The sequence below is a fragment of the Pseudomonas sp. Irchel s3h14 genome, from assembly GCF_900187425.1.
In the GTDB taxonomy this organism is placed as follows: Bacteria; Pseudomonadota; Gammaproteobacteria; order Pseudomonadales; family Pseudomonadaceae; genus Aquipseudomonas.
In genome coordinates, this window is the sequence record NZ_FYDJ01000002.1 from 565,813 (window position 1) to 577,623 (window position 11,811).

Sequence of the window (11,811 nt, forward strand, 5' to 3'; positions counted from 1 at the left end):
CTCCTACAAGAGCGCGGTGTTTTTGAGGAGTTGTTTCAGGGCTTCTTTCTCAGCGATGGAACCATTGCCGAGGATTTGCTTGAGCTGTTGCTCAATCTGCGTCAATGACGGCGGCGCCTCAGGCAGATTCAAATGCTCCGGCAAAATCTCATCGCCGGTGCTGACCAGCAACGCAAAGTGAATGACGTTCTCCAGCTCCCGGGTATTGCCCGGCCAACTGTGCTGCTCTAACAAATGCTGCGCGGCTTCGCTGATCAGCGGCACCGGCAGGTCCAGGCGCTGGCTATAGATGCCGAGGAAATATTCGGACAGCGACAGAATATCGCCCACCCGTTCACGCAAGGCCGGCAGTTCGAGCTGGCCTTCGCTGAGGTAGTGGTAGAGCCGCTCATTGAATTTTCCGGCGGCCACCGCTTGGGCCAGGTCGATGCTGGTAGCGGCGACCAGGCGCACGTCCACAGGGCTCGGTTGTTGAGCGCCGACGCGAGTGACTTCGTGGTTTTCCAGCGCCGCGAGCAATTTGATCTGGATCGGTAGAGGCAGGTCGCCGATCTCATCCAGGTAGAGGGTCCCGCCGTTGGCAGAACCGAACCAGCCCGCGCGACTGCTGGCCGAACCGCTGTAACTGCCGGCGGCATAACCGAACAATTCAGCATCGGCGTAAGTCGGACTGATCGCGCCGCAGTTGACCGAGACGAACAACCCGCCGCGATCACTCGCACGATGGATGTGCCGCGCGAGCAACTCCTTGCCGCTGCCGGTTTCGCCACGGATCAACACCGAGATCGAGCGCGGTGCCAATAGCTCCAGCTCCTGGCGCAACTGACGCGAACGCGGATCGACAAACACCAGCGCCTTGGCGCGAATACTCAGAGGACTTTTTTCTGCATCGGGGAAGGTCAGCAGCGGCTGACCGAAGGCTTCAAAACTCATGGCAGACTCCCGCCCTGAACCGCCGGGAGACGGGGGGCGTTGTTTTAAAAAACAAAAGCAAAAAAGAAAAGGTTCAAGCGCGGCGCAGGGCGTGGTGTTCCATTCGGTTTTGCAGGCGATAGAGATAGGCAAAACCCTGCTCCCAGCGTTGGTGACCGGACTTCACGTTGATGTGTCCGGCACCCGACAAAATCCCCGCCTCGGCGCCCCAGTTACGTGCCAGTTCCAATGCACGCGGTGTGCTGACGGCGCTGTCGTTGTCGGAGCTGACAACCTGACTCGGGAACGGCAGCAGGTTTGTCGGAATCGGTGCGAAATTGCGCAGGGCCGGTGCGCAGGCTGGACGCTCGACGTCCGCGGGGGCGACCAGCAAGGCGCCGCGAACCTGACGCAAAAACTGCACGGGCGCGGTGGCAGCCCAATGCGCGACAGTGATGCAACCCAGGCTATGGGCGATCAGGATCACCGGCGTGCTGTCAGCGGCAATCGCCTCAGCCAGTGCCGCGACCCAGTCTTCACGACGCGGCGTCAACCAGTCGGCCTGCTCCACCCGCGCGCTGTTCGGCAGGCTGTTCTGCCAATGGCTTTGCCAATGATCTTCTGGCGATCCTTGCCAGCCCGGCACAATCAGGTAGCGAATTGATTCGTTGCGCATGGGGGAGCTCTCCTGCTGCGTGTCTGTTCCTGAGCAAGTATAGGGAGAAGAGTTATATTCGTTAAGGAATAAGAAGCTATTTATTAATACCTTAATAGAATATCAAGTCTTCACTGATCGTTCCCATGCTCCGCGTGGGAATGCCTCAACGGACGCTCCGCGTTCGGCTCTAGATGGGACGCAGAGCGTCCCGGGCTGCATTCCCACGCAGGAGCGTGGGAACGATCACTTTACTGAGGACAAAAAAAGGGGCCGCACCCTGCCAAGGAGACGGCCCCGGAAACTCAAAATCTGATAGCGCTATCAACATCACTGGATGCGATGATTGGCTGAAACGGTTATCTAATAAAGGAATATTTAATTACTTTTATAGGCCGAAATCGCATATACCAATCACTCCTTGCGTCACAACTTAGCGCCCCTTTGGGTCAAATTGATGACCAACGTTTTGAGTTCCCGAGTACATCCACTAAACCTGAGCGGCACGAACCTCCTGCGCCTCCGCTGTTTCCGTGCGCACAAATCGGTTCGCCCGCCCAAACGTCCCGAAATCATTGAACCGCACGCCCATCTCGCGCATCACCTTATGCGCCGTCGGCACGGTCATCTGACGGATGTAAAACGGTTCCTTGACCACAAAGTGATGGATGCCGTGAGTGCTGCCGAAATTGAAGCAGAACGCCTGCAACGGCCACATCCACCACGGGTTCAGCACCTGGGTCTGCTGGATTACATTACCCAGCTCCACGTCACCGTAGTAGTGCATGTTCGAGCTGACGAAATGCAGGCAAAAGGTACGCAACACGTTCGGGCCGATGATCACCACCGCGGCGATGTCGATGACTTGCATCGCCGACAAAGTAGTCGCCGACCATTCAATCGACGCTCCCATCAGATAGGCGATGCCATTGGCCGCGTGAAAGCCGAGAAACATGTACCAAGCGCCCCAATGCACCAGCGCCAGCGGCGCGTAGACCTTCAGGGTGCGCTTGATGATGCTGATCTTGTGAGCCCAGGTCTTGGCCCGCAGCATACGAATGAACGCTGACATCACGTTGTCGCCGACCATCAACAGCCGCGCAAAACCCCAGGGTTCGCCGTTGGTGATCGCGCGCTCTTCCAGGTCGGACTCTGTGCCGGAGACCTTGTGGTGATTGAGGTGCAGATGCCGACGAATCCACGGATTGATCGTGCTCGGCCGGGCCAGCCACACCAGTCCCATCATCAGGTTGTGCGGTACGCGCTGTTTGCGGAAGTACATGCTATGAATCAGGTCGTGTTCCAGCTCGTGGGTCAACGAGGCGAAAAATGCATTGAGCAACAGGCACACCCACCAGGCCATGTGCCCGGTCATGTAGAGCGTCGCCGAGCCAATCATGCCGACTAGCGCGAAGGCCAGAATGCCCGCGCCCAAGGCGTCCTGATGGTTGAGAATCGGGTAGCGCTGACGCAGTTCAACGCCCTTGGCCAGCACCACTTCACGAATATGCGCTGATCGTTGTGCTGCATTCAGTCGCTGGGGACTTGCAGAAGTACCGTGCATGCTTCCATCCTCTGGTTATTGATGTTCGCATCCTGCCTTGTGAACCCTCGCAACGCGGTAGCCGTGAACGCCAACCTGTTGACCGGAAGCGCCAATCAGCATGACTGAACCGACCTCCCTCGCCAGCTGGACCCGCGCCCTGCGCAAGCAACTCGATGCGTTGGGCCTCGACAGCACCGCCCTGTGCCAACAGGCGGGGCTCGACCCGCAATTGATGGACGACCCGAACGCCCGTTACCCGTTGTCCGGCACCACGCGGCTGTGGGAAATCGCGGTGCAAGTCAGCGGCGATCCTGCGATTGGTTTGCGGGTATCGCGCTTCGTCAGCCCCACCACGTTTCACGCGCTCGGTTATGCACTGGTCGCCAGCGGCAGTCTGCGAGAAGTGTTCGAGCGCATCGTGCGATATCACCAAGTGGTCAGCGATGCCCTGGATCTGGAACTGACTCGCGCCGAGGACCGCTACCGCTTCCGCCTAAAAATCCCGCCAGGCAATCCGGCCCCGGCCTTCGAAGCCATCGACGCCTTCACGGCGATTTACGTACGCACCTGCCGCAATCGCCTGGGCCGCGATTACGCCCCGCTGGCGGTGTACCTGCGCCGCCCGGAGCCGGCGGACCCGCATCAATGGCACAAAGTCTTCCGCTCACCGGTGTACTTCGCCGCCGATGAAGACCGACTGGAATTCGCCGTCGTGGACTTCGACAGCCACCTGGACGACGCCAACCCGGAACTGGCCGAGCACAACGAAGCCGTGCTCAAACGCACCCTCGCCCAACTCAAACCCCTGACCTGGGAACGCAAGGTTCGCGACGCCATTGAGGAGCAATTGCCGGAAGGTGAGCCCAGCGCCGAACACATCGCCCAGGCCCTGCATTTGAGTTTGCGCAGCCTGCAACGGCATCTGGCGGACGAGGGTTGCCGGTTCGATACACTGCTCAACGAGAGTCGCGAGAACCTGGCGCTGCTGCATCTGCGCGATCCGCAATGCTCATTGAGCGAGATCAGCTATCTGCTGGGATTTGCGGACACGAGCAGCTTCAGCCGCGCATTCAAGCGCTGGACCGGGATGACACCGGGGCAGTTTCGGGATGGGTTGCAGTAATCAGCTTTTGACCAAGCTGCGCGCTACACCTGATTTCCACTGCTCGATCATCGCTTCGCCAACCATGGCAAAGGCGCCATTTCCCCTGATGTAATCAACCATTTCCGCCTTCGCGACATCTATTCCATGAGCGACTTGCTGCAGCAATTCATTGCACCGCCCCTCGGTCAGGCTGCAAGCCGACCGACCAAAACGCATCAGCATTTTGTATTTGGGCCACGCCTTTGATCCACCTAACAGCAACGCCATACTGTCGGCCTTGATGTAGACCGAAGTCGTGACGATGTCATAGGCCGGAGCCAGTCTGATTTGCGCATCAGCCCCGCAATGTTCGTACAGCACACCGAAGTTCTTGAGGTGAGCATCGCCATTCTTCAGAGCGGATGACAACGCCACTATTTTGAAAAAAGACTCAAGGGCGTCGTTGAGCAACGGCGGGGAGACAAACTCCTTGATCTGCCTCGCGGCGCCTTCGTACGAACCATCGTATTTGGCCTTCGAAGGCCAGGCATTGAGCACGCAGAAATCTTCAAAGCCCAGATAACCTCTTTCATTCAGATCGAAACGTTCGACGACCAGAAATTTACCGTGATCGCTCAGTTCGAAAACCGGCACTTCAAGACCCGAATGCAGCGCAGCCCTCATGCAGAAGTATTCGTTGGCAGCGAGTTCCGGGTATTCCTCTGGCCGAAACGATTTGACCAGATGCGTTGCCCCTCGATGGGTCAATCGGTCGACAGTTGTCGCACTGTCCCGGATAAGCACCTTCGGCTGCACACCGGAAACGCCCGAATATTGGCCATAGGTGTGCAGCAGATCTTCGAACAAACCTTGCGCACCGTCATGAACCAGCAGATCCGCGAGGCTGGTTTCAGGTAGCCGGTCACCCGCCTCTTGCGCGTTTTTAATCCCCACTCGCCCAAGCTGGTGCGGGCCGACGATCGCCAGCATCGCGAAGTCGTCAAACCCTCGAATCGCTTTGCTGAAGCGACGAGTCAATTCATCGCGCAGTGCGCCTTCCGGTAGATTCATTTCAAAAACCGGCGGGACACCTTGCTCCCACGTGTAGCTCTCGAGACGAGCGGGCATGGTCAACGAGACGGCATTTTCTTCTAGCGCGTCTTCGGCGTAGGCAAACACTGAATCAATGCGAGACTGAGCACGGCCGAGGGTTCCGACCGTTGTGCCGGAAACACTGATGTGCAGCCTTTCCTTTTCCTGCTGCTCACCCATGGAAGTTCACCTTTTTGAGGGTGTCCAGTGTTGGACGCGTCGACCGCCGCGGCACGGCCGTCAGTTCGTACCCGAAGCCATTAAGGATCGCTTCAACCTTGCGCAGGCCAATTTCGGAAATGGTGTTGTTCTCGATACCCGAAATCGTGGAACGGCTCATGCCGTACTGCTTTGCCAGGTCTTGTTGAGACATCTTTCGCTCTTTGCGCAGCAACCTGATCAGTTCGCCGAGGTTTTCCATTCCGCTCACCTGCATCATATACAGTGCATATTTATTGAAATAATCTATTTGCATTGTATTTAATGCATAACCAAGTCGGAGTCTAGCTCATTGATTGATCGGGCCCGGTCTCAGCGCCCCCGATCCCGCCGCAACAACTTGCGCACTCGCTTCACCAGTTCACTCACGGCAAACGGCTTGAGCAGGTAATCGTCTTCATGCAACTCCAGATCGCGCAGGCGATCCTCGATGCCGTCCTTGGTGGTGAGGAACAGCACCGGCGTATCACCGAGCTTGCGGATCTGCTGCAGCAACTGCCAGCCATTGAGCCCCGGCAGCATCACGTCGAGGATGATCAGCTCGTATTCGCCAGACTCGATGAAACGACGGCCGTCCATACCGTTGAGCGCCACATCGACTGAGTAACTTGCCTCGCTCAGGCCCTTGGCCAGGAGTTTGGCGGTCTCAGGTTCGTCTTCTACTAACAGCACACGCATGGCACACCTCGATTGTCGTCATCACAGGCTAGGCGCCTTCGCGTCCAAAGCCCACCACTAACGCCGGGTTTTAAATAATCGCCAACATCCGCAATCGTTGCGCATCCAGAATCTCGATCTCGCCGTACTTAAGATTCACAATCCCCTGCCCCTGCAAGTCCTTGAGAAGCTGATTGGTGGTCTGGCGCGACAGCGAAAGCATCGACGCCAATTGTTCCTGGGGCAGTTGCAACACTCGTCGTGGCGGGTCGATCTCGCCGTAACCCTCGGCGATCATCAGCAGGCGATGAGCCAGTCGAGCGGCGGCAGGCATGAGGCTCAGCTGTTCGAGATTGATGAAGGTCAGGCGCAGTTTCTGGCTCATTAGCAATGCCAGTTGTCGCCAGTACGTCGGTTGTTCATCAAGCAATGTCAGTAGCGCGGTTTGCGGGATGTGCAACAGGGTGCAATGACCCAGACCGAACGCATCGTGGGTGCGCGGCTGGCCATCGAACAGGCAGATTTCGCCGAACCAGTGAGGCGACTCCGCCAGGCTCAGCAGCGCCTCCTTGCCCTGCTCGCTCACCGCGCCGATGCGTACCGAGCCTTCGAGCACCGCGTACAGCCCGCACGGTGGATCGCCACGCTTGAACAGCCGCTGGCCCGGCGACAACCGCCGCACCCTGGCGGCGGCCAGCAGACTATCCTGTAAAGGAACAGGTAAATGGCTGAACCACTGCCCTTTATCCAGCCGCGAACGCCAAACCTGCATGTCCATGAAAACTCCTGGAGATTGTCGCCTGCCTGACAGAGCGAAATGTGGACCCGGGGCATGATCCATCACCCAACAGGAGGAACAACAATGAAAAGCCTCGTCGACCATCTCAGTCAATACGCCGCCTACCACCGTGACCCGCGCAATATTGCCAGCCACTTTATCGGTATTCCGCTGATCGTTGTCGCAGTGGCGGTGCTGCTGTCACGGCCCGAGTGGTCGCTGGCCGGGGTTTGGGTGTCACCGGCCGTGCTCTTGGCACTGGCTTCGGCGTGGTTTTATCTGCGATTGGAGTTACGGCTGGGCGTACTGATGACGGTGTTGCTGGGCCTTTGTGTCTGGCTGGGTCATGTCCTCGCGCAGCAGAGCACGTGGGTCTGGCTGGCGAGCGGCATCGGGATGTTTGTGGTGGGTTGGGCGATTCAGTTTGTCGGTCATCACTACGAAGGACGCAAACCGGCGTTTGTCGATGATGTGACGGGGTTGATTGTCGGGCCGTTGTTTGTGGTGGTTGAGTTGGCGTTTTTGCTGGGGTTGCGGCATGACCTGAAAGAGCAGATCGAGGCGCGGGTGGGTGGCGTGCGCTTGCGTCAGAAAAACGCAGCGGCGTAGATCGCTTTCGCGAGCAAGCCCGCTCCCACAGGGGAATTGTGAACGACACAAATCACTGTGGGAGCGGGCTTGCTCGCGAAGCTTTTGATCTTAGATGTTGGCGAGCTTCTGCCAGACCTTGGGTTTGAAGAACAAGGTTTCGCCCTTCGTCAACCCGATCAGGCTGTCGTGATCTTTCACCACTTCAGCTTCGATCAATTCGCTCTGGCCTTCGACCTTCAGCGTCACCCGTGTCGTCGCGCCCAACGGACGAATATCCCGCACCTCGGCCGCGTGGTGATCTTCCAGTTCATGGCGCGACAGCGACACTTCGTGCGGACGGAACAGCACATGGTTGTCTTCACCCAGATGCAACCGGTTCGAGTCACCCAGGAAGTGATAAACGAAATCGCTGGCCGGGTTTTCGTAGACGTCACCCGGTGAGCCGATCTGCTCGATCACGCCCTTGTTCATCACCACGATGCGGTCGGCGACTTCCATCGCTTCTTCCTGGTCGTGGGTCACGAACACCGAGGTCAGGTTGATGTCTTCGTGCAGCCGCGCCAGCCAGCGACGCAGTTCTTTACGGACCTTGGCGTCGAGGGCGCCGAAGGGTTCGTCGAGCAGCAGGACTTTCGGTTCAACCGCCAAGGCACGAGCCAAGGCAATACGTTGACGCTGACCGCCGGAGAGTTGTTCCGGGTAGCGATCCGACAGCCAATCCAGTTGCACCATGTTCAGCAGCTCGTGGACTTTCACCGCGATCTGGCTTTCGCTCGGGCGCTGGTTTTTCGGCTTCATGCGCAGGCCGAACGCGACGTTGTCGAACACGGTCATGTGGCGGAACAGCGCGTAGTGCTGGAACACGAAACCGACGTTGCGATCACGCACATCGTGACCGGAGACGTCTTCACCGTGGAACACGATGTTGCCCTTATCCGGGGTTTCCAGACCGGCGATGATCCGCAGCAGGGTGGTCTTGCCGCAGCCGGACGGGCCAAGCAGCGCCACGAGTTCGCCGCTTTGAATGTCCAGGCTGATGTTGTCCAGCGCCTTGAACGCGTGAAAATTCTTGCTGACGTTACGCACTTCGATCGACATGACTTATTCCTCCGCGGCGCTGGCGCGCAGGCGGTTAATACGGTTTTCGCTCCACTGCTTGAGCAGCAGGATAAAGAGCGCCAGGATCAGCAACAGGCTCGCCACGGCGAACGCGGCCACGTGGTTGTATTCGTTGTAGAGGATCTCGACGTGCAGCGGCAGGGTGTTGGTCACCCCGCGAATGTGCCCGGAAACCACCGACACCGCACCGAACTCACCCATGGCCCGCGCCGTACACAGCACCACGCCGTAGATCAGGCCCCATTTGATGTTGGGAACGGTGACGTGCCAGAACATCTGCCAGCCATTGGCCCCGAGCAGACGCGCGGCCTCTTCTTCCTGCGTGCCTTGTTCCTGCATCAACGGGATCAACTCGCGCGCCACGAACGGCACGGTGACGAAAATCGTCGCCAGCACGATACCCGGCAAGGCGAAGACGATCTGGATGTCGTGGTCCTGCAGCCACGGACCAAACAGGCCCTGAGCACCGAACATCAACACGTAGACCAGACCGGCGATCACCGGCGATACCGAGAACGGCAAGTCGATCAACGTGACCAACATACTCTTGCCACGGAACGAGTATTTACTCACGCACCACGCGGCGCTGACACCGAATACCAGGTTCAGCGGCACCGAAATCAGCACGGCGATCACCGTGAGTTTCAGGGCCGACAGCGCGTCAGGTTCGAAGATCGCGGTGAAGAACGCACCGATTCCGAGCTTTAGACCCTGAGACACCACGATCACCAGGGGCAGCAACAGGAACAGGGCGAACACCAGCCAGCCAAGGCCGATCAGGATTCGCCGCGATGAAGCACTGCCACGGCGGGCGGCGTTCGAGGAAGCAGCAGCAATAGACGATTGGGACATTTTTGCGCCTCCTTATGGGGTTTCGATGCGTCGTTGCAGCAAGTTGATCAGCAGCAACAGGACGAAGGAAACCACCAGCATCAGTACACCAATGGACGTGGCGCCGGTGTAATCGTACTGGTCGAGTTTGACCATGATCAGCAGCGGCAGGATCTCGGTTTTCATCGGCATGTTACCGGCAATGAAAATCACCGAACCGTACTCACCGACCCCGCGGGCAAAGGCCAACGCGAAACCGGTCAGCCACGCTGGCAACAGCGCGGGCACCAGAATGTGGCGGAAAACCTGTAGCGGTTTTGCACCGAGGCACGCCGCCGCTTCTTCCACTTCACGAGGGATATCGGCCAATACTGGCTGTACGGTACGTACTACGAATGGAAGCGTCACAAAAGTGAGGGCAAGGGTGATGCCCAGGGGGGTATACGCGATCTTGAAACCCAGGTCCGCTGCAAACTGACCCACCCAACCATTGGGCGCGTATAGCGCAGTCAGCGCGATACCGGCCACGGCGGTGGGCAATGCGAAGGGTAGGTCGATCATCGCATCGATGACTTTGCGTCCAGGGAAGGTATAGCGCACCAGCACCCACGCCAACAGCGTGCCGATGATGCCGTTGATGATCGCGGCATAGAGCGCGGTGCCGAAGCTGAGCTTCAACGCCGCCAGCACCCGTGGCGCCGAGATAATCGCCCAGAACTGGTCCCAGGTGAGTTGAGCGGCATGCACGAACATCGCCGCCAGTGGAATGAGCACAATCAGGCTGAGGTACACCAAGGTGTAGCCCAGCGTCAGCCCGAAGCCGGGTATGACGGGGGAGATACGACGCGACATAAAAGTCCTTGGTTGAGAACGCGCAAAGCCTCGAATCGGAATTCGAGGCTCGTTTATGGCTTATTTCAGGTTATTGCGCCTGATAAATCTGGTCGAACACGCCACCGTCGTTGAAGAATTTCGGTTGAGCGGTTTTCCAGCCGCCGAAGTCCTTGTCGATGGTCACCAGGTCCAGTGTCGGGAACTGTTTGGCGTACTTGGCGGCAATATCCTTGTCACGTGGACGATAGAAGTTTTTTGCCGCAATTTCCTGGCCGGCCGGGCTGTACAGGTACTTGAGGTACGCTTCGGCGATCTCGGTGTTGCCCTTTTTCTCGGCGTTCTTGTCGACCACGGCCACCGGAGGTTCGGCGAGGATCGACAGCGAAGGCACGACAATGTCGAACTTGTCAGCGCCACCGTCTTCTTTCAGGGCCAGGAAGGCTTCGTTTTCCCAGGCCAGCAACACGTCGCCCTGACCGTTGTTGACGAAGGTAATGGTCGAACCACGAGCACCGGTGTCCAGCACAGGAACGTGCTTGAACAGGGTTTGCACGTATTCCTTGGCCTTGGCTTCATTACCGCCGTTGGCTTTCAGGCCATAGGCCCACGCCGCGAGGAAGTTCCAGCGAGCGCCGCCGGAGGTTTTCGGGTTCGGGGTGATGACTTCCACGCCGTTCTTGGTCAGGTCGCCCCAGTCCTTGATGCCTTTAGGGTTGCCCTTGCGCACAAGGAACACAATGGTCGAGGTGTAAGGCGTGCTCGCTTCCGGCAGACGCTTCTGCCAATCCGCTGGCAGGGTCTTGCCGAGTTTGGCGATTTCGTCGATGTCACCGGCCAGGGCCAGGGTCACCACGTCGGCACGCAGACCGTCGATCACTGCCCGCCCCTGCTTGCCCGAACCACCGTGGGACTGCTGGATTTTCACGCTGTCGCCGGCGTGCTCTTTCTGCCAGAACTTGACGAACTCGGCGTTGTAGTCCTGATACAGCTCGCGAGTCGGGTCGTACGACACGTTGAGCAGCTCGTAATCCTTGGCAACCGCGGAACCAGCAAAAAGGGCACTGGCCAGGGCGGCCAAAGCGAAATGACGAATCGACGACATGGTGAAAGCTCCTGGAATTCTGATTGTGTTGGCTTTTTCTTATGGTGTGCTGGTATCGGGTTGCCGGTTTTTTAGCTCGGTTTGTTGCTTGGGTTCTGCAACCGGAATTTCTCTTTGCGTTCGATCTGGACCACCTGGGCGTTGTGCACGGTGATTTCCACTGCGCCAAAACGCAGATCGCGCAAGGCGCTCTGGATCTCACGCAAAATGGTTGCTTCGTCCTGGCCGTCAACGCTACGTAGGGATGCGCTCATGGTGCTGCTCCTTCAACTAGAGGTGCCTGGCAGTGGCGAGACTGCTTGCGGCGTGAGACCAATAGTAGATAAGCGCGGATATTCTTAAAAAGACTATTTAAGAATTTTAATATAACCAAAAGACCGATCGAGGACTG

At 58.2% G+C, this 11,811-nt stretch carries 14 protein-coding genes; 2 read left to right on the plus strand and 12 right to left on the minus strand.

All coding sequences use genetic code 11. The features are described from left to right. Positions 1-3: 3 nt before the first annotated feature. The 3 genes from CKW16_RS06215 to CKW16_RS06225 all read right to left on the minus strand — a co-directional run bounded on the left by CKW16_RS06215 (position 4) and on the right by CKW16_RS06225 (position 3,131). Positions 4-933 carry a sigma 54-interacting transcriptional regulator gene (locus CKW16_RS06215; protein ID WP_095127648.1) on the minus strand — a complete coding sequence of 310 codons (930 nt, stop codon included), beginning with the start codon at positions 931-933 and terminating at the stop codon, positions 4-6. A 73-nt stretch (positions 934-1,006) separates the two neighbouring features. Then, positions 1,007-1,588, minus strand: a complete 582-nt coding sequence (locus CKW16_RS06220; protein WP_095127649.1) for an alpha/beta hydrolase — start codon at positions 1,586-1,588, stop codon at positions 1,007-1,009. A 469-nt stretch (positions 1,589-2,057) separates the two neighbouring features. Further along, entirely contained in the window at positions 2,058-3,131 is a 1,074-nt protein-coding gene (locus tag CKW16_RS06225; protein WP_095127650.1) for a fatty acid desaturase, read from the minus strand. Positions 3,132-3,231: 100 nt separating this feature from the next. Here CKW16_RS06225 and CKW16_RS06230 point away from each other — a divergent pair, with 100 nt between their 5' ends. Next, positions 3,232-4,236, plus strand: coding sequence for an AraC family transcriptional regulator (locus CKW16_RS06230; RefSeq protein WP_095127651.1), 1,005 nt, complete (start codon positions 3,232-3,234; stop codon positions 4,234-4,236). On the opposite strand, the gene CKW16_RS06235 is transcribed toward CKW16_RS06230, so the two are convergent. The 4 genes from CKW16_RS06235 to CKW16_RS06250 form a co-directional block, all read right to left on the minus strand. Continuing rightward, positions 4,237-5,469, minus strand: a complete 1,233-nt coding sequence (locus CKW16_RS06235) for a type II toxin-antitoxin system HipA family toxin (RefSeq protein ID WP_095127652.1) — start codon at positions 5,467-5,469, stop codon at positions 4,237-4,239. It abuts the gene before it with no gap. Beyond that, positions 5,462-5,710 carry a helix-turn-helix domain-containing protein gene (locus tag CKW16_RS06240; RefSeq protein WP_056745799.1) on the minus strand — a complete coding sequence of 83 codons (249 nt, stop codon included), beginning with the start codon at positions 5,708-5,710 and terminating at the stop codon, positions 5,462-5,464. The genes CKW16_RS06235 and CKW16_RS06240 overlap by 8 nt, the downstream gene beginning before the upstream one ends. A gap of 110 nt (positions 5,711-5,820) precedes the next feature. After that, positions 5,821-6,186 carry a response regulator gene (locus tag CKW16_RS06245; RefSeq protein ID WP_095127653.1) on the minus strand — a complete coding sequence of 122 codons (366 nt, stop codon included), beginning with the start codon at positions 6,184-6,186 and terminating at the stop codon, positions 5,821-5,823. A gap of 70 nt (positions 6,187-6,256) precedes the next feature. After that, the gene (locus CKW16_RS06250; RefSeq protein ID WP_095127654.1) at positions 6,257-6,943 is read right to left on the minus strand and encodes a Crp/Fnr family transcriptional regulator; all 687 of its coding nucleotides are present in this window, start codon (positions 6,941-6,943) and stop codon (positions 6,257-6,259) included. 84 nt (positions 6,944-7,027) lie between these two features. On the opposite strand from CKW16_RS06250, the gene CKW16_RS06255 reads away from it, so the two are divergent. Then, positions 7,028-7,552, plus strand: a complete 525-nt coding sequence (locus CKW16_RS06255; RefSeq protein WP_095127655.1) for a DUF962 domain-containing protein — start codon at positions 7,028-7,030, stop codon at positions 7,550-7,552. 90 nt (positions 7,553-7,642) lie between these two features. On the opposite strand, the gene CKW16_RS06260 is transcribed toward CKW16_RS06255, so the two are convergent. From CKW16_RS06260 to oscA, 5 genes are all read right to left on the minus strand, one after another. Continuing rightward, positions 7,643-8,632, minus strand: coding sequence for a sulfate/molybdate ABC transporter ATP-binding protein (locus CKW16_RS06260; protein ID WP_095127656.1), 990 nt, complete (start codon positions 8,630-8,632; stop codon positions 7,643-7,645). Between the two features lie 3 nt (positions 8,633-8,635). Continuing rightward, positions 8,636-9,505 (minus strand): sulfate ABC transporter permease subunit CysW, encoded by an 870-nt coding sequence (cysW, locus tag CKW16_RS06265; protein ID WP_007899636.1) that lies wholly within the window; start codon positions 9,503-9,505, stop codon positions 8,636-8,638. Positions 9,506-9,517: 12 nt separating this feature from the next. Further along, positions 9,518-10,336, minus strand: coding sequence for a sulfate ABC transporter permease subunit CysT (gene cysT / locus CKW16_RS06270; protein ID WP_007899634.1), 819 nt, complete (start codon positions 10,334-10,336; stop codon positions 9,518-9,520). Positions 10,337-10,406: 70 nt separating this feature from the next. Next, on the minus strand, positions 10,407-11,420 hold the full coding sequence (locus CKW16_RS06275; RefSeq protein ID WP_095127657.1) for a sulfate ABC transporter substrate-binding protein: 1,014 nt from the start codon (positions 11,418-11,420) through the stop codon (positions 10,407-10,409). A gap of 71 nt (positions 11,421-11,491) precedes the next feature. After that, positions 11,492-11,674 carry a sulfur starvation response protein OscA gene (gene oscA, locus CKW16_RS06280; protein ID WP_007945260.1) on the minus strand — a complete coding sequence of 61 codons (183 nt, stop codon included), beginning with the start codon at positions 11,672-11,674 and terminating at the stop codon, positions 11,492-11,494. Between the last annotated feature and the right edge of the window lie 137 nt (positions 11,675-11,811).

Coding starts and splice junctions, on each gene's coding strand:
- CKW16_RS06215 (WP_095127648.1), bottom strand. CDS start 933: ATGAGTTTTGAAGCCTTCGGTCAGCCGCTGCTGACCTTCCCCGATGCA.
- CKW16_RS06220 (WP_095127649.1), bottom strand. CDS start 1,588: ATGCGCAACGAATCAATTCGCTACCTGATTGTGCCGGGCTGGCAAGGA.
- CKW16_RS06225 (WP_095127650.1), bottom strand. CDS start 3,131: ATGCACGGTACTTCTGCAAGTCCCCAGCGACTGAATGCAGCACAACGA.
- CKW16_RS06230 (WP_095127651.1), top strand. CDS start 3,232: ATGACTGAACCGACCTCCCTCGCCAGCTGGACCCGCGCCCTGCGCAAG.
- CKW16_RS06235 (WP_095127652.1), bottom strand. CDS start 5,469: ATGGGTGAGCAGCAGGAAAAGGAAAGGCTGCACATCAGTGTTTCCGGC.
- CKW16_RS06240 (WP_056745799.1), bottom strand. CDS start 5,710: ATGGAAAACCTCGGCGAACTGATCAGGTTGCTGCGCAAAGAGCGAAAG.
- CKW16_RS06245 (WP_095127653.1), bottom strand. CDS start 6,186: ATGCGTGTGCTGTTAGTAGAAGACGAACCTGAGACCGCCAAACTCCTG.
- CKW16_RS06250 (WP_095127654.1), bottom strand. CDS start 6,943: ATGGACATGCAGGTTTGGCGTTCGCGGCTGGATAAAGGGCAGTGGTTC.
- CKW16_RS06255 (WP_095127655.1), top strand. CDS start 7,028: ATGAAAAGCCTCGTCGACCATCTCAGTCAATACGCCGCCTACCACCGT.
- CKW16_RS06260 (WP_095127656.1), bottom strand. CDS start 8,632: ATGTCGATCGAAGTGCGTAACGTCAGCAAGAATTTTCACGCGTTCAAG.
- cysW (WP_007899636.1), bottom strand. CDS start 9,505: ATGTCCCAATCGTCTATTGCTGCTGCTTCCTCGAACGCCGCCCGCCGT.
- cysT (WP_007899634.1), bottom strand. CDS start 10,336: ATGTCGCGTCGTATCTCCCCCGTCATACCCGGCTTCGGGCTGACGCTG.
- CKW16_RS06275 (WP_095127657.1), bottom strand. CDS start 11,420: ATGTCGTCGATTCGTCATTTCGCTTTGGCCGCCCTGGCCAGTGCCCTT.
- oscA (WP_007945260.1), bottom strand. CDS start 11,674: ATGAGCGCATCCCTACGTAGCGTTGACGGCCAGGACGAAGCAACCATT.